This window comes from Aquimarina sediminis, from assembly GCF_002895435.1.
Lineage (GTDB): Bacteria > Bacteroidota > Bacteroidia > Flavobacteriales > Flavobacteriaceae > Aquimarina > Aquimarina sediminis.
In genome coordinates this window covers 790,470-806,125 of sequence record NZ_POYJ01000002.1, presented here as the reverse complement: position 1 = coordinate 806,125, position 15,656 = coordinate 790,470, and the positions used below count along the sequence as shown (strand labels likewise).

The 15,656-nt window shown below is 34.3% G+C and carries 17 protein-coding genes; 11 read left to right on the top strand and 6 right to left on the bottom strand.

Going from position 1 to position 15,656, the window contains the following annotated elements; genetic code table 11:
• Nucleotides 1-2: 2 nt before the first annotated feature.
• The 4 genes from C1X07_RS07860 to dsrP are packed head-to-tail and all read left to right on the top strand — an operon-like array spanning nt 3 to nt 3,746.
• A complete protein-coding gene (locus C1X07_RS07860) occupies nt 3-701 on the top strand; it encodes a nitrate reductase cytochrome c-type subunit (RefSeq protein ID WP_103069424.1) in 699 nt (232 codons plus the stop codon).
• Nucleotides 694-1,323, top strand: coding sequence for a cytochrome c3 family protein (locus C1X07_RS07855; protein WP_241507212.1), 630 nt, complete (start codon nt 694-696; stop codon nt 1,321-1,323). The genes C1X07_RS07860 and C1X07_RS07855 overlap by 8 nt, the downstream gene beginning before the upstream one ends.
• A gap of 34 nt (nt 1,324-1,357) precedes the next feature.
• Complete coding sequence (locus C1X07_RS07850) at nt 1,358-2,479, top strand: 4Fe-4S dicluster domain-containing protein (RefSeq protein WP_103069422.1); 1,122 nt, start codon at nt 1,358-1,360, stop codon at nt 2,477-2,479.
• 46 nt (nt 2,480-2,525) lie between these two features.
• Nucleotides 2,526-3,746 carry a sulfate reduction electron transfer complex DsrMKJOP subunit DsrP gene (dsrP, locus tag C1X07_RS07845; RefSeq protein ID WP_103069421.1) on the top strand — a complete coding sequence of 407 codons (1,221 nt, stop codon included), beginning with the start codon at nt 2,526-2,528 and terminating at the stop codon, nt 3,744-3,746.
• A gap of 36 nt (nt 3,747-3,782) precedes the next feature.
• Here the strand turns inward: dsrP and C1X07_RS24975 are convergent, their stop codons facing one another.
• The 3 genes from C1X07_RS24975 to C1X07_RS24970 form a co-directional block, all read right to left on the bottom strand.
• The gene (locus C1X07_RS24975) at nt 3,783-3,947 is read right to left on the bottom strand and encodes a hypothetical protein (protein ID WP_164914116.1); all 165 of its coding nucleotides are present in this window, start codon (nt 3,945-3,947) and stop codon (nt 3,783-3,785) included.
• A 341-nt stretch (nt 3,948-4,288) separates the two neighbouring features.
• Nucleotides 4,289-4,423 carry a hypothetical protein gene (locus C1X07_RS25370; RefSeq protein ID WP_262494902.1) on the bottom strand — a complete coding sequence of 45 codons (135 nt, stop codon included), beginning with the start codon at nt 4,421-4,423 and terminating at the stop codon, nt 4,289-4,291.
• A 646-nt stretch (nt 4,424-5,069) separates the two neighbouring features.
• Nucleotides 5,070-5,228, bottom strand: a complete 159-nt coding sequence (locus C1X07_RS24970; RefSeq protein ID WP_164914115.1) for a hypothetical protein — start codon at nt 5,226-5,228, stop codon at nt 5,070-5,072.
• A 159-nt stretch (nt 5,229-5,387) separates the two neighbouring features.
• On the opposite strand from C1X07_RS24970, the gene ccoS reads away from it, so the two are divergent.
• The 7 genes from ccoS to C1X07_RS07805 all read left to right on the top strand — a co-directional run bounded on the left by ccoS (nt 5,388) and on the right by C1X07_RS07805 (nt 11,777).
• Nucleotides 5,388-5,582, top strand: a complete 195-nt coding sequence (ccoS, locus tag C1X07_RS07835; RefSeq protein WP_103069419.1) for a cbb3-type cytochrome oxidase assembly protein CcoS — start codon at nt 5,388-5,390, stop codon at nt 5,580-5,582.
• Nucleotide 5,583: 1 nt separating this feature from the next.
• Entirely contained in the window at nt 5,584-7,785 is a 2,202-nt protein-coding gene (gene ccoN / locus C1X07_RS07830) for a cytochrome-c oxidase, cbb3-type subunit I (RefSeq protein WP_103069418.1), read from the top strand.
• Nucleotides 7,786-7,790: 5 nt separating this feature from the next.
• The gene (locus C1X07_RS07825) at nt 7,791-7,976 is read left to right on the top strand and encodes a CcoQ/FixQ family Cbb3-type cytochrome c oxidase assembly chaperone (protein ID WP_103069417.1); all 186 of its coding nucleotides are present in this window, start codon (nt 7,791-7,793) and stop codon (nt 7,974-7,976) included.
• A complete protein-coding gene (locus tag C1X07_RS07820; RefSeq protein ID WP_103069416.1) occupies nt 7,973-8,926 on the top strand; it encodes a cbb3-type cytochrome c oxidase N-terminal domain-containing protein in 954 nt (317 codons plus the stop codon). The genes C1X07_RS07825 and C1X07_RS07820 overlap by 4 nt, the downstream gene beginning before the upstream one ends.
• A 166-nt stretch (nt 8,927-9,092) precedes the next feature.
• Entirely contained in the window at nt 9,093-10,514 is a 1,422-nt protein-coding gene (ccoG, locus tag C1X07_RS07815; protein WP_103069415.1) for a cytochrome c oxidase accessory protein CcoG, read from the top strand.
• Between the two features lie 114 nt (nt 10,515-10,628).
• Nucleotides 10,629-11,075, top strand: coding sequence for a FixH family protein (locus C1X07_RS07810; RefSeq protein WP_103069414.1), 447 nt, complete (start codon nt 10,629-10,631; stop codon nt 11,073-11,075).
• Nucleotides 11,076-11,777, top strand: a complete 702-nt coding sequence (locus C1X07_RS07805; RefSeq protein ID WP_103069413.1) for a sulfite exporter TauE/SafE family protein — start codon at nt 11,076-11,078, stop codon at nt 11,775-11,777.
• Nucleotides 11,778-12,209: 432 nt separating this feature from the next.
• Here the strand turns inward: C1X07_RS07805 and hemN are convergent, their stop codons facing one another.
• The 3 genes from hemN to C1X07_RS07790 all read right to left on the bottom strand — a co-directional run bounded on the left by hemN (nt 12,210) and on the right by C1X07_RS07790 (nt 15,652).
• A complete protein-coding gene (gene hemN, locus C1X07_RS07800) occupies nt 12,210-13,574 on the bottom strand; it encodes an oxygen-independent coproporphyrinogen III oxidase (RefSeq protein ID WP_103069412.1) in 1,365 nt (454 codons plus the stop codon).
• 96 nt (nt 13,575-13,670) lie between these two features.
• A complete protein-coding gene (locus C1X07_RS07795) occupies nt 13,671-14,507 on the bottom strand; it encodes a universal stress protein (RefSeq protein WP_103069411.1) in 837 nt (278 codons plus the stop codon).
• A gap of 83 nt (nt 14,508-14,590) precedes the next feature.
• Nucleotides 14,591-15,652, bottom strand: coding sequence for a response regulator (locus C1X07_RS07790; RefSeq protein WP_103069410.1), 1,062 nt, complete (start codon nt 15,650-15,652; stop codon nt 14,591-14,593).
• Nucleotides 15,653-15,656: the final 4 nt, after the last annotated feature.

The following is a 15,656-nucleotide window of genomic DNA, read 5'->3' as shown; positions in this document are numbered from 1 at the left end:
CTATGAAAAAACGACTAGGTATTATATCATTATTTACTATCTTGTTTTTAGCCTTTATTACCATCTGGAATTATAGCTATCAAACAGGATTAAAAGAAGCCTATATTCCGATAGAAAATGAGAACGAAAACATCCTGATCCCATCAGAGGATGGTGTGTTTAGACGTTCAGAATTTGCTTTGGAGTACGCAAATATGCCCATTGATGAAGAGCATCAAAGATCACTAGACACCTATTATGATAACAGAGCATATCATGGAGCACCACCCAGTATACCTCATCCTGTAAAACAAGAAATGAGTATGGGAGGAAATACTTGCTTGCAGTGTCATCAAAATGGGGGATTTGTAACAAAATTTAATGCCTATGCGCCAGTTACTCCACATCCAGAAATGATCAATTGCCGACAATGCCATGTAGCCCAAAATTCAGAAACATTCTTTGCCGAAACTGGTTTTGCAAAAAATCAAGCTCCCAAAGTTGGTGTTAACAATGCGTTGCCTGGAAGTCCACCTGTGATCCCTCACCAAATTCAGATGAGGGAAAATTGCCTTTCATGTCACGCCGGACCTGCAGCTCCTAAAGAAATTAGAGTTACACATCCAGAACGAATAAATTGCAGACAATGCCATATCCCAAGTGATAAAGAAGTTGCCAATATCGAAGTTTTTACTAGAGCTAATACTAATGATAATGAATAGATATAATAACATACATATTCTGATCTGTATCCTCCTTGTTTCTACTCTCTTTTTTTCGTGTAAACACGGTGAAGATGAATACCACAGTATTACCGATAAAATAGAAGCCAAAAGTAAAGATTATCATGGCACCTCTATTTCATCAGAACAATATTTGGAAGGAGTTAAAACCATAGAAATTACAGAAGGAGATCATACTTTTCTCATCCCAGAACGTAAAAGTCAAATTAAGTCTTATGCCTGTGCAGAATGTCATAGCAAACCACTGCATGAGATGCAACATACAGATGAATCAAAAAAGGCACATTGGGACATCAAATTGGCACATGCCGATCAAAATACAATGAACTGTATCACCTGCCACAATGGAGATGACATGAACGACCTAAAGAGCCTGACCGGTACCACCATCGATTTTAACAGAAGCTACAAACTATGTAGCCAATGTCATAATAAGCAGTTTGATGATTGGAAAGGTGGGGCACATGGTAAAAAACTAGCAGGATGGGCTCCTCCAAGAGCATCGATGACCTGTGTCAATTGTCATAACCCACATAAACCCAGTTTTGAGACCAAATGGCCAGCAAGATACAATACTCAAAAAGTAAAAGAACGAGAATAATTAGACATCGAACTTTCATTTAATACAACTAAAAATGAGCGACAATACTAAAAAATGGTTTTCTCTGCGTCTAAACAGCAAAAAGAAACAAAGTACAGGTTCTTGTAGTTGTGGTAACACATCTGGAGGATGTGGATCCCATAGCAAAGATCAAATTAGTGATCAAGAATTTGATGCCGCCGTAGATGCTGCAATTGGTGATGAGCGTAAAAAAGATGGGTTTGATCAGGTTTTTGATGTTAAAATGGATCGCCGTACCGCTTTCAGAAAACTAACAGCCAGTTTAGTTATAGGCGCAGGAGCCGTAAGCACATCGTGTAACCTAACCTCTGGAGAAGAAAGCAAAGAAAAAGCGCAAATAGATTGGGAAGAACAATTTAAAGGCAATTACAAGTTAATGACCGATGATGAAAAGAAGGCTACGGTGGATCGACTAGTACGCTCATATCAATTACGCAAAGGACAAAACATTAGTATGTCTTCAAAAAATGCCGAGAAAGATGTTCTTTTTGGATACGCCTTTAATATTTCTAAATGTCAGGGATATATGGATTGCGTAAGCGCATGTGTTGAAGAAAATAATCAGGATAGAAATTCGCAAATGCAATACATACGTATTCATGAGATGAAGGATGGAAAAGGACTCAAGTTTGACGAAGCTGATGATAATTATTATCACGAAGTTCCTGCAGAAGGTCATTTCTACATGGGGACGCAATGTTTTCATTGTGATAATCCTCCTTGTGTAGAAGTTTGTCCTGTACAAGCTACTTGGCGTGAAGAAGACGGACTAGTAGTAGTAGATTATGACTGGTGTGTAGGTTGTCGATATTGCATGGCTGCTTGCCCATACGATGGACGACGATTCAACTGGAGTACCCCTGAGGTACCAGAAAATGAAATCAATAAAAACCAACATTATCTAGGGAACCGAATGCGTAAAAAAGGAGTCATGGAAAAATGTACTTTCTGTGTACAACGCTCTAGAGCAGGTAAAAATCCTGCTTGCGTAGAAGCGTGTCCAACTGGAGCAAGAATTTTTGGAAATCTACTAGACCCTAATAGTACCATACGATGGGTACTCAACAATAAAAAAGTTTTCAGGCTTAAAGAAGATCTCGGAACAGAACCTAAGTTCTGGTATTTTATGGATTAATGAAAGCATACTATATGCAACCGTTAGAAAATAATAAAAACAACACATGAAACGACTTAAAGTTTTTAAAAGTTTAGTTAGAGACAGTATAGATACCACAACTCAGGGTTCAAAAAAATATCATCTATGGATGGCATTGCTGACCTTTGTGATGCTTATAGGAATGTACTGTTATTCTCTACAACTAGAGCATGGTCTTAGCGTTACTGGAATGACTGATAGAGTGAGCTGGGGGCTATACATCTCTAATTTTACATTTTTGGTAGGTGTCGCTGCCGCTGCGGTAATGCTGGTGATGCCAACATATGTATTAAAAGATATCGATTTTAAGCAAGCTGTCCTTATTGGAGAAGGCTTGGCTGTAGCTGCATTAATTATGTGTTTAGCATTCGTTGTGGCCGATATGGGAGGTCCTTCGGTATTATGGCATATGATACCAGGCATTGGTGTGTTTAATTTTCCGAATTCTATGCTAACCTGGGATGTGATAGTGCTTAATGGATACCTCTTTATTAATATTACTATTCCGTTTTATATTCTTTTTAGACGATACCAAGGAAAAGTACCGAATCCTAAAGTCTACGTTCCTGGGGCAATATTATCTGTTTTTTGGGCGGTAGGGATTCATTTGGTAACTGCTTTTTTATACCAAGGTTTACAAGCTCGTCCTTTCTGGAATAATGCTTTGCTAGGACCTCGATTTTTAGCATCAGCATTTGCTGCCGGTCCTGCTTTGATTATTTTAGTATTGGCTATTATAAGAACGTTCACCGAATTTAAAATAGAAGACAAAACGATTAAAAAAATTGGAATGATCGTTACCGTTGCAGCTCAAATTAACTTGATCATGTTGGTTTCTGAGTTATTCAAAGAATTTTATGCACCTACTCATCATAGTGAAAGTGCTTACTATCTATTTTTTGGTCTACATGGTAAGACTGCATTATTACCATGGATATGGACTGCAATTCCATTAAACGTATTAGCCACCATTTTACTAACTTTCGGAAAGCTAAGAAACAACCTAAAGGTATTATATTTTTGCTGTTTTATTCTCTTTATCGCAATCTGGATCGAAAAAGGTTTTGGTCTAATTGTACCTGGATTTATCCCTGGACCTTATGGGAAAATTTCAGAATACATGCCGACAGGAATTGAAATTGGAGTAACCCTAGGTATTTGGGCTTTGGGAGCTTTTGTTTTTACTATATTAGCTAAAACCGCAATCAAAATAGAAACAGGAAAATTACGGTTTAAGACAAAATAAATCACCTCGAGGCTCTGCCTCGAGGAATTCTATAGATTAATCACATAACATTAATCGTGGCTTTCTTTTTTCTTTACAGATACATTCTAAAGATCCAGGATTCTCATCACATTCATCCGGACTACTTAAATTTCCTCCTGTAATTTGTTTTTGCTCTGTGATGTTTAAAGCTTTTCCTAAGTTTAAAATTGCTTTTTTCATTATTAAAAAAATAAAATTAATTTGTGGTAACCCGTTATAGACACTTACCATTATGCCGTTCTTAATATTTTTTAAACTTAGGTAAAAGTAATGCAAATACGTAGCTATAATAAGAGGTGCTACTATGGATTTATAAATTTTAACTACTGTTTTTTTAACTGTTATAAATAAAATTGAAGATATTTCCCAAACAAATTTCTCTAGGTAGCCACCAAAGGAATATAAAGAAATTTCTCGTTTTCCAACCTTAGACCCATACTGGTAAGCAAGGCAATTTCCTAAAATAAATAAGGCCGAATTTTGATTAAATTCGGCCTTATCATTCTATTATCTTATCTAAATCAATGCGCATAACGCTTAATTCCGGTAAATAAAGTCTCGTCATAATTATAAAGATTTGTTGTGCTATCCAAAAACATATTTTGTTTTTGTGTCACGGTTTTTAGTCTTTTTCTAATATTTCTTAAAGTTCTCATGATGATTAGTTTTTCAACCCTATATAAGGGTCTGTTATTATACATTTATTATCTATAACGTCTTTTTGAATTCCAGGTGTACCCGGTTGATGCATTTACTTTTCTTGTGATTCTGTTACTATCTGTAGTTCTCATAATTCCTGTCCTTTTTGATTGATTAAATAAATTGTTATTCGTATTACTCTATATTAATTAAGACTATCTGTATCGTCTCTTTGTATTCCAAGTATAACCGTTTGAAGCATTTACTTTTCTTGTGATTCTATTACTATCTGTAGTTCTCATAATTTCTGCCTTTTTTGATTGATTAAATAAATTGTTATTCGTATTACTCTATATTAACTAAGATTATCTGTATCGTCTCTTTGTATTCCAGGTATACCCGTTTGATGCATTTACTTTTCTTGTAATTCTGTTACTATCTGTAGTTCTCATAATTTCTGTATTTTTTGATTGATTAAATAAATTGTTATTCGTTTACTCTATATTAATTAAGATTATCTGTATCGTCTTTTAGAATTCCAGGTATACCCGTTTGATGCATTTACTTTTCTTGTAATTCTGTTACTATCTGTAGTTCTCATAATTTCTGTATTTTTTGATTGATTAAATAAATTGTTATTCGTTTACTCTATATTAATTAAGATTATCTGTATCGTCTTTTAGAATTCCACACATAACCTTTGGTTCCGTTTAATTTTTTAGTGATTTGATTACTATCTAATGTTCTCATAATTTCTATTTTTTTAAATTGATTTATACTTACTAGACGTCGATTATTTAATTTTGTTACAGTACTATGCATAAAAAGGTACTATTTTAACAATTATTAACATTTCACGGTTAAAAAGGTGTTGTAATCCCATCACTTTACGCACAGGAAAACCTTAATTAATAAAAGCTGATAAATGTCATTTTTTAAGAGGGCATTCCCCCATACTTTTGACTTATAACAAAAATAAGTATGGGTGTAATTTATATCCTCTTAACGATAAGTATAATCGTTGCCATTGTCTTTTTTATTAGTTTCATTGTGTCTGTCAGAAATGGTCAATACGATGATATCTACACTCCTTCTGTAAGGATGTTATTTGATGATGAACTTATAAAAGAAAGTAAAGAAAAATCTTCAGAATCCACTAAAACTAAACAATCTTAATATGGAAATGGAACAATTCTATTACGATAATAAAATCGTAAAAAAATTCTTATATGCCACTCTACTCTGGGGTGTAGTCGGCATGGCAGTAGGGCTATTATTAGCCTTCCTATTTTTATTCCCTAATTTAACAGATGGAATCTCATGGTTAAGTTTTGGGCGATTAAGACCTTTACACACCAATGCTGTAATTTTTGCATTCGTTGGTAATGCAATTTTTGCAGGTATATATTACTCAACCCAACGTTTGTTAAAAACCCGAATGTTTAATGACACACTTAGTAATGTGAACTTTTGGGCTTGGCAATTAATTATTGTAGGTGCAGCGATATCACTTCCTTTGGGATACACCACATCAAAAGAATATGCCGAACTAGAATGGCCATTTGATATTGCCATAGCCATTGTTTGGGTTGCTTTTGGGTGGAACCTTATTGGAACCATTTTAAAAAGAAGACAACGTCATATGTATGTTGCTATATGGTTTTACCTGGCTACTTTTGTTACTGTAGCGGTTCTACATATTTTCAATAGTCTCGAACTGCCAATAAGTGCATTAAAAAGTTACTCGGTTTATGCCGGCGTTCAGGATGCATTAGTACAATGGTGGTATGGTCATAATGCCGTAGCATTCTTTCTTACCACTCCTTTTTTAGGATTAATGTATTACTTCATCCCGAAAGCAGCTAATAGACCTGTATATTCTTATCGCTTATCTATTGTTCACTTCTGGTCTCTGATATTTATCTATATCTGGGCTGGACCTCACCACTTATTATACTCTTCATTACCCGACTGGGCTCAGAATCTAGGTGTGGCATTCTCTGTAATGTTAATTGCCCCATCTTGGGGAGGTATGATCAATGGACTACTAACCTTGCGTGGAGCCTGGGATAAGGTAAGAACAGACCCTGTTTTGAAATTTATGGTTGTAGCAATTACCGGATACGGTATGGCTACTTTTGAAGGCCCCATGCTTTCTTTAAAGAATGTAAACGCGATTGCCCATTTTAGTGATTGGATTATTGCCCATGTACACGTTGGTGCTTTAGCTTGGAATGGATTTTTGACCTTCGGGATGGCATATTGGTTAATTCCCAAATTATTTAAGACCAAATTATGGTCTACAGGATTAGCTAATGCTCACTTCTGGATAGGTACTCTAGGTATTATTATGTATTCTTTACCTATGTATGTAGCTGGATTTGTACAGGCTTCTATGTGGAAACAATTTAATCCAGACGGAACACTTACTTACGGTAACTTTTTGGAAACTGTAAATGAAATCATACCAATGTATTGGATGCGTGCGATTGGTGGTAGTATGTTCATCTTGGGAATGTTTATCATGATATACAATGTTATCAAAACCATAAAAAGTGGTAGCACGGTAACAGACGAACTTGCTGAAGCGGCTCCACTTACTAAAGTGACAAAACACAGAACTGCTAAAGAAGGATATCATACCTGGTTAGAAAGAAGACCTGTTAAACTTACAATTTTTGCTACCATTGCCATTTTAATTGGAGGTATTGTTCAAATTGTTCCTACAATAATGGTAAAATCTAATATCCCAACAATAACTAGTGTAAAACCATATACCCCACTCGAATTAGAAGGTAGAGATCTCTATATAAGAGAAGGATGTGTATCCTGTCACTCACAAATGATACGTCCTTTCAGAAGTGAAGTAGAACGATACGGGGAGTACTCTAAAGCAGGAGAATACGTCTATGATCATCCATTTTTATGGGGAAGTAAGCGTACTGGTCCCGATTTAATGAGAATTGGAGGTAAATATTCTGACAACTGGCATCTAAATCATTTTTACGACCCGCAAAGCACCTCATCCGGATCTATCATGCCTAGTTACAAATGGTTGATCAAAAATAAACTCGATCGCTCTCAAACTGAAGATAAGATGAATGCCATGGTAGCACTTGGAGTACCATATACTCCTGAAGAAATTGCCAGAGCACAAGAATGGATGGATGAACAAGGAGCAACTATTGAAAAGAACTTGTATAGTGATCCTGATTTTGCTAATACCTATGAAGCTGACAAAAAATATGCAGAAGAAAATGGGATGGATTTTGTAGAAATGAGAGATAGAGAAGTTGTTGCCTTGATTGCTTATATACAACGATTAGGTACAGATATAAAAGTTAAAAACGAAGAAACTGTAGTTCAAACAAAAGAATAAACGCCATGTTAAAATTTATAAAAGGCCATATGGAAAGTATAGACGGTGTTGAGATATATCCTATGATCTCTCTCCTCATCTTTTTCATATTCTTTGCCGCATTATTTTGGTGGGTTTTCACCGCAAAAAAAGAGCATATAAAAGAAGTAAGTCAAATTCCTTTAGAAACCGAAAACGAAACTGTGTTATGAGAAGTACAGCATCCTATTTAAGAGTCATTACTTTTCTATTCATAGCATATCTATTAATAGAAGTAACAGTCGAGTCTGGAGAACAATCTGCATTTATAGCGCAACCGCTTTCATGGTTGATCTTAGGAATGGTCTTATTGTTTATTGTAGCGATAGAAATTAGCTTAGAAGCTTTAAGAAGCATTCTGTTTCGCTCACTAAAACCAGATGCCCAAGAACGTTATCTTTTGGCAGAAAAAGCCAAAAAAGAAAAACAATTCAAATGGATTAAAACCACTTATCTAAAACTTCTCGACAGCAAGCCAGTCGAAGAAGAAAGTGAGATTGTTCTAGATCATAATTATGATGGAATTAAAGAATTAGATAATAATCTCCCACCATGGTGGGTATATGGTTTTTATGCTACTATAATATTTGGTGTAATATACTTAGTGCGCTTTCATGTATTTAATGAATATACACAGGCAGAAGAATATGAAACTGAAGTAGCAGAGGCTAAAATTGCGATTGAAAAGTATAAAAAAACAGCCAAGGATCTAGTAGATGTTAATACAGTAACTTTATTAACAGAAGCTTCAGATATTGAAGCAGGAAAAGCTGTTTATACTACTAATTGTGTCGCCTGTCATAAAGCAGATGGTGGCGGAGGTATAGGACCTAATCTAACGGACAAACATTGGATTTTGGGAGGTGGAATTAAAAATGTTTTCCAAACTATTTCTGAAGGAGGACGTGATGGAAAGGGAATGGTAGCCTGGAAGCAAACACTTAAACCTGCCGAAATTGCCCAGGTAGCAAGTTATGTAATTACACTTGGAGGCACAACCCCTGCCGAACCAAAAGAAGCTCAAGGTGAGATTTGGATCGACCCAGATGCTCCAGAAACAGAAACTCCTGTAGAGGAAGTTCCTAAAACCGTCTCAGATTCTACAACAGTGGCAATGAATTAGTAAAAATAATCGAATACCAACTAAAACAAACTTGTTGAGTCTTTTTGATGATTAATCATCAAAATGTTCTTCAACAAGTTTGTTCAAAGAAAATAGATTTTCTGACTTTTTAAATATTATAAGATTTCTAAAACAATCTTGCTAATTATAATCAAAATCGAATCCATTGGAAACACCCGAAAACGAAAAATTTAGAGATTCTATCGGTACCATAAACGAAGAAGGTAAACGTTCTTGGGTATATCCAAAAAAACCCAGTGGAAAGTTCTATGAATATCGCAAATGGGTAAGTTATGGATTATTAATATTCCTATTGGCTGCTCCATTCATCAAAATTAACGGGAATCAGTTTCTTTTGTTTAATGTTTTAGAAAGGCGTTTTAATATTTTTGGTGCCCCATTTTGGCCACAAGATTTTCACCTATTTGTAATTTCCATGCTTATAGGAGTTATTTTTATAACGCTCTTTACAGTTGCTTTTGGTCGGTTGTTTTGTGGTTGGATCTGCCCTCAGACCATTTTTATGGAAATGGTATTTCGAAGAATCGAATATTGGATTGAAGGTGATCGCGGAAAACAAATACGCCTTGACAAACAACCATGGGATGCAGAAAAAATAAAAAAACGAGTGCTTAAGTGGTCTATATTTTTTATTATTTCATTTCTAATCGCTAATGTATTTTTGGCATACTTCATAGGGAGTGATCAATTGCTTAAATACATTATTGATGGTCCTTCTACACATATAAGCACCTTAATTTCTCTACTGATATTCACTGCCGTTTTCTACTTTGTATTTGCTTGGTTTAGAGAGCAGGTTTGTATTATTGCCTGCCCATATGGTCGATTGCAAGGAGTACTACTTGATTCTAAGTCAATTGTAGTTGCCTATGATTACAAACGCGGAGAAAAAGAATCAGGAAGAGCTAAATTTAAAAAAAATGAAGACCGCCCTTCTTCTGGAAAAGGAGATTGTATTGATTGTTTTCAATGTGTACATGTTTGTCCTACGGGAATTGATATTAGAAATGGCACACAATTAGAATGCGTGAACTGTACAGCCTGTATCGATGCTTGTGACCATATGATGGAAAAGGTTAACCTGCCAAAAGGATTAATACGATATGCCAGTGAAGATAATATTGCCAAAAAAGCCAAGTTCAAATTTTCACCCCGATTAAAAGGATATAGTGCTGTTCTAATAATTCTTACTGGAGTTCTTCTTGGGATGTCTTTCTTACGGAATGATGTTGAAGCAAATATTTTAAGGTTACCTGGACAACTATATGAAAAAAAAGACAATAATATTATTAGTAACGTATACACATATAAACTAGTTAACAAAACCACATTAGAAATTAAAGATGTACGTTTTGAGCTATTGTCTCACAAAGGAAAAGTAGAATTGGTCACTCATCAGAATTTTAATGTCCCAAAACAAGGTATATCTGAAGGAACTCTTTTTATCGAAATTAATGGCGCCGCTCTAAAAGGTGATAACGATCGGCTAAAAATTGGAGTCTACAGCAAAGATAAATTGATAGAAACAACAACTACGGCGTTTTTGGGCCCTAGAAGTTATAAATAAAAAATAATTGATATATGAGTTTTTGAGTAATGGAACAAAGCTCTCGAAAACAAAGAGACTGCATTTTATAAATTCTAAATACTCTTGTACTCACATATCTAAAAACTACATATTATGAAAATAAACTGGGGAACTGCTATTGTATTAGTATTTATTGGGTTCATATCCTTCATTATGTATTTTGTTGTAAAAATGAATACAGACAGAAGCTATGAACATGATTTGGTAACAGAAGATTATTACAAACAAGAACTTGCTTTTCAAAAAGAGATTGATTCTGAAGCAAATTCAAAAAATCTAGTAAAAAACATTACGGTAAAAAAGATAGACAAAGGGTTAGTTATTACTTTTCCTGAAGAGAAAAATCATAATGATATTTCTGGAACTATATTCTTATACAGACCGTCGAACAAAAAGTTAGATTTTGAAATACCAATTTCACTTTCTGATTCAAAATTAGTAATTAAAGAAGAGAATTTGATAGAAGGAAGATGGAATATTACTATTGACTGGAAATACGAGGGTGTTCCATATTTGTTTAAAAAATCGTTTACGTACTAAATGCTTATATCCGCATTCATATTAGGTTTGTTAGGCAGTTTTCACTGTGTGGGAATGTGCGGCCCTATCGCTTTTATGTTGCCAGTAAACAAATCTAATACCGTTCAAAAATTCTTTCAGGTCTTTTTGTATCATTTTGGACGATTATTAGCCTATAGTATTATTGGATTGTTTTTTGGAGTAATAGGTAAAAGCCTAAACCTTTTTGGAATACAACAAAAATTATCTATAGCGGTTGGTGTGATGATGATTATACTTGTATTAACACCATATCAGGTTTTTTCTAAGTATAACTTCTCAAAACCAATCTACAAAATCATCTCTAAAGTCAAAAATGCTTTGGGTCTGGCATTAAAAAAGAAAACACCAGACACCTTCCTTTCTATTGGTTTTTTAAACGGCTTCTTACCTTGCGGTTTAGTGTATATGGCTGTTTTTGGAGCCATTGGCTCTGGTCATATTCTTGAAGGAAGTCTATATATGCTTCTCTTTGGGATAGGTACCATACCATTAATGACAATTGCCGTATATGCAGGAAATTTTTTGACTCAAAAAGCAAGACAACATATCCAAAAAGCTATTCCTGTATTTGTGATAGTGATCGGGCTATTATTTATTATTCGTGGTCTTGGTCTTGGCATCCCCTATCTTTCTCCAAAACCTGTTGTAGAAATAGTTTCTGCCAATTTTGACTGTCATTGAGCATTGAGTACCACTAATCCTTCTCTATTGAATTTGCCCTTTTAGGCTTTTGATAAGCTTTTGAGATTTAGCATCAACCGTTAAACATTCAATGCTATATATCGACTGTTTAACTCATGACCCCAAATGATGCGTCTTTTTGACGAAGTATTTAACCTCTAAAGTAAAAACTTTAAGCCTTGATGTTGAAACTTGAGCCTTTTGAGTTAAAAATTCAGCTCAACTGGTTAAATTTTTAACTCAAAAGGTTGAAATTTTAACTCATCTGCTTAAAAACTTCGTCTTTTTTGTCAAACAGAAGGTCTTTTAGGGTAAATACAGTATATTTTCCCTTTTAAGTATAAGGAACAAAAGGTGTTTAATTATAATAATAAATTAGTATTATCAATAGATTAGGATAAAGATAAAAACTTTAACAATCGGAGAAATCCATCAAACCGTCATAGAAAACAACATGGTTTCTGGTTTGCTACGTTGCAATCTCAGGTCAAAAGCCATACAGATATTACGAACAAAGGGGCGACCTTTTTCTGTAACCTGTATATGATAATCATCAATCTCTAATAACCCATCTGCTTCTAGCTCTGTTAGGTTTTGCAAAACTTCTGGAAGCTCTTTAAAATAAAGCTCATCATCACCCCATTTAGTTTCAAAATGGCACATCAAATTCAGAATATGTTTCCTAATAATTTCATCCTCTTTATTTAACATATGGCCGCGATACACAGGTATTATTCCTTCTCCTACCAAATGTTGATATTCTTCAATATTTTTTGCGTTTTGGGCAAAACCATACCAGCTATCACTAATAGAAGACACTCCCAAACCAATCATGGCATGTGTTTTTGAAGCTGTATATCCCATAAAATTACGATGTAAGGTTACATTTTCCATAGATCGATGTAACGAATCATGTTTCAGTGCAAAATGATCCATTCCAATCTCTACATAACCAACTTCAGATAATAGCTTTTTTCCAATCTCATACTGTTTCCTTTTTTGTTCTCCTGCCGGCAAATCAGAATCTTTAAATCCTCGCTGTCCATTTCCTTTTTGCCAAGGTACATGAGCATAGCTATAAAATGCTAGTCTATCTGGCAATAGCTCTTTGGTCTTTAAGATAGTATCAACCACCGCTTCTTCGGTCTGAAATGGTAATCCAAAAATAATATCATGACCTACAGAAGTATATCCAATTTCTCTGGCGGTTTCGGTAACATATTTTACTTTCTCAAATGGTTGCACTCTATGAATTGCTTTTTGAACGGTTTTATCATAATCCTGTACTCCAAAACTTACTCTTCTAAAACCTACATCATATAATGTTTGTAAATGTTCTCGTGTTGTATTATTAGGGTGCCCTTCAAAACTAAACTCACAATCTTCTGCTTTTTCTACACCCGAAAAAATACCATTAATCAAATAGTTTAAATTTTCAGGAGAAAAAAAAGTAGGAGTACCTCCTCCTAAATGTAATTCTTTAATCCTAGGTTTAGAATCAAAAAGATTAAGGTACAATTGCCATTCTTTTAAGATTGTATTGATATATGGAGTCTCTACTTCGTGTCGTCTTGTAATTCTCTTATTACATCCGCAAAACGTACACATACTTTCGCAAAAAGGTAGATGGATATATAAGCTTATCCCTTCTTCTTTATTACTTTCAGTAAATGACCGTTGTATTGATGCCGTCCACTTTTTTAACGAGAACGTATCGATATCCCAATACGGGACAGTAGGATAGCTCGTATATCTTGGTCCGGGGATATTATACTTTTGAATTAAACTTGTTCTCATTTTACTAGATTTTTTTTGCACTATAGTTGGCTATCAAACCATATTTTTTATTTGTTAATTTTTCTTTTTAAAAATTATCTAAACACAGATAACGTATCATTCATGTAATACCAAAAAAGGGATTGTAATATGATAACTTATTTTTTCTACAGTAGGGTGAAACAAAATGCGTTGAAAAAAGTTAAGATTTTTGGCTATCATAGTTATCATATCAATGTCTCTGCTTTCTACAAAACATTGCACCGCCTCTTCAATATTTGGGTTAGACAAAAAATGAAAACTATGTTCTATGCCATCCATAGAATCATCTAAAAAGTCTTTATTTTTCTTTTGCAGATCTGTTAGTTCTTTTTCTTTTTTTGCGACATGCAACACTCTCAAAGAAGCTTCATTTAACACAAGCGTATCCATTATTGTGCTTAATATCCTACTTTTGTAATACAAATTATAATCGGTAGGAAATGCAATCTCTTTAGGCTTGGTATAAGTGGCTTTTTCTGGTATAACCAAAACGGGGCATTTTACCTTGGTAATCACATCTCCTGTATTACTTCCTATGGTTTTCTCTTTGAGTCCCGAAGCTCCTTTGGTTCCCATAACAATAAAATCAATATTCTTTTTTTGGACTTGTTTTCTTATTGCGTCTACAAAAAAGATATATTCATTAATTGTAAAAAAGTGATGTTTTGTATTTAACGGCAGCTTTTCTATTTTCTTAAGCAGCGTTTGCATTTGTTCTTTATCACTATATGTGCTTTTTTCTAAAACCATTTCTTTTGAACCATAGAAAGAATCTCCTCCTATCATTTCTTCAAAGGGAGAGACATGCAACAAATAGAAATTACATTTCACCCTCTTAAAAAATGACAATGCATACGTGATGGCATTCCACGAATTATCAGAAAAATCTGTAGGGATCAGGATGTTCTTCATTTTAAATACTTTCTAATACAACAAATGTATTAGGATGTATCCATGAAAAGTATGATAAAAATCAGTTTGGGGATTTTTGTCCTTTATTCGACTAGCTGAAGGCCAGGTAGATCCAAAATTTTAATATTTCGACCTTCTATATCGATTAACCCATCTTTTTTAAAACTGGATAGTGTGCGTATAAGGCTTTCTGTTGCAATACCTGCAACACTGGCTAGGTCATTTCTGGATATTTTTATACTGTCTTCTGGCTTTTTATTGAGTACTTCTGTAAATTGTAGTATTGTTTGAGCCGTTTTTTTACGTACAGAACTATACGCCATCTGTAATAACTGTTCTTTTATTTCAGAGAGGTTATTAGACAATAACTCCATTAGTTCCAAAGATATATTTTTACTTTTTTCTAATATCTCTTTTAGATTGCTTTTTGATATTCCAGCCAATTCAGAGTCTTCTACTGTTGTCGCCGACTCAATATATGGTGTATTGTCTATAAAAGAAGTAAACCCTAAAAAATCATCTGCTTTATACAAAGCGGTAATTAGTTCTTTACCGCTTTCATCCATTTTATGGCTTTTGACAACTCCTTTTAGTATTAAATATATATTATTAGAGTGTTCTCCCTCTTTATAAATTGTTTTTCCTTTTTTAAATTCAGAAATTTCGCCATGATCATCAAAAAAATTCTTGAGTTCATTCAAATTTCTTAACCCACTACTATCCTCAGAAATTTGTGATGCAGAAGACTCTTGCTCCTTAATAAGCTTAGAGAGTATCGCTGCTTTGGCAAGGCGACTTTCTATAGCACTCAACAACTCATCTTCCTCAAATGGTTTGGTAAGATAATCATCTGCGCCTAAATCCATTCCTTTTCGGATCTCTTTATGTTCTGTTTTTGCCGATAAAAATATAAAAGGAATATGATTGGTATTAGGATCAAATGATAATGTCTCGAGCACCCCATATCCATCTACCTCTGGCATCATAATATCACAGACAATAATATCTGGTTTTTCTTCTTTTGCTTTGGCAATTCCTAATTTCCCATTAGGTGACGTAATCACCTTATAATCCGAAAGTTCTAATAGTTCTGCAGTATTCTCTCTTAGAGCCGTATCATCTTCAATTAATAGAATTGTCTTCATGGTT

Bases quoted from the DNA above. Each gene is read 5' to 3' on its own strand.
- C1X07_RS07855 (WP_241507212.1), top strand. From the start codon at position 694: ATGAATAGATATAATAACATACATATTCTGATCTGTATCCTCCTTGTT.
- C1X07_RS24970 (WP_164914115.1), bottom strand. From the start codon at position 5,228: ATGCATAGTACTGTAACAAAATTAAATAATCGACGTCTAGTAAGTATA.
- ccoS (WP_103069419.1), top strand. From the start codon at position 5,388: ATGGGTGTAATTTATATCCTCTTAACGATAAGTATAATCGTTGCCATT.
- C1X07_RS24975 (WP_164914116.1), bottom strand. From the start codon at position 3,947: ATGAAAAAAGCAATTTTAAACTTAGGAAAAGCTTTAAACATCACAGAG.
- dsrP (WP_103069421.1), top strand. From the start codon at position 2,526: ATGAAACGACTTAAAGTTTTTAAAAGTTTAGTTAGAGACAGTATAGAT.
- C1X07_RS07825 (WP_103069417.1), top strand. From the start codon at position 7,791: ATGTTAAAATTTATAAAAGGCCATATGGAAAGTATAGACGGTGTTGAG.
- C1X07_RS07820 (WP_103069416.1), top strand. From the start codon at position 7,973: ATGAGAAGTACAGCATCCTATTTAAGAGTCATTACTTTTCTATTCATA.
- C1X07_RS07805 (WP_103069413.1), top strand. From the start codon at position 11,076: ATGCTTATATCCGCATTCATATTAGGTTTGTTAGGCAGTTTTCACTGT.
- hemN (WP_103069412.1), bottom strand. From the start codon at position 13,574: ATGAGAACAAGTTTAATTCAAAAGTATAATATCCCCGGACCAAGATAT.
- ccoN (WP_103069418.1), top strand. From the start codon at position 5,584: ATGGAAATGGAACAATTCTATTACGATAATAAAATCGTAAAAAAATTC.
- C1X07_RS07795 (WP_103069411.1), bottom strand. From the start codon at position 14,507: ATGAAGAACATCCTGATCCCTACAGATTTTTCTGATAATTCGTGGAAT.
- C1X07_RS07790 (WP_103069410.1), bottom strand. From the start codon at position 15,652: ATGAAGACAATTCTATTAATTGAAGATGATACGGCTCTAAGAGAGAAT.
- C1X07_RS07810 (WP_103069414.1), top strand. From the start codon at position 10,629: ATGAAAATAAACTGGGGAACTGCTATTGTATTAGTATTTATTGGGTTC.
- C1X07_RS07860 (WP_103069424.1), top strand. From the start codon at position 3: ATGAAAAAACGACTAGGTATTATATCATTATTTACTATCTTGTTTTTA.
- C1X07_RS07850 (WP_103069422.1), top strand. From the start codon at position 1,358: ATGAGCGACAATACTAAAAAATGGTTTTCTCTGCGTCTAAACAGCAAA.
- C1X07_RS25370 (WP_262494902.1), bottom strand. From the start codon at position 4,423: ATGAGAACTTTAAGAAATATTAGAAAAAGACTAAAAACCGTGACACAA.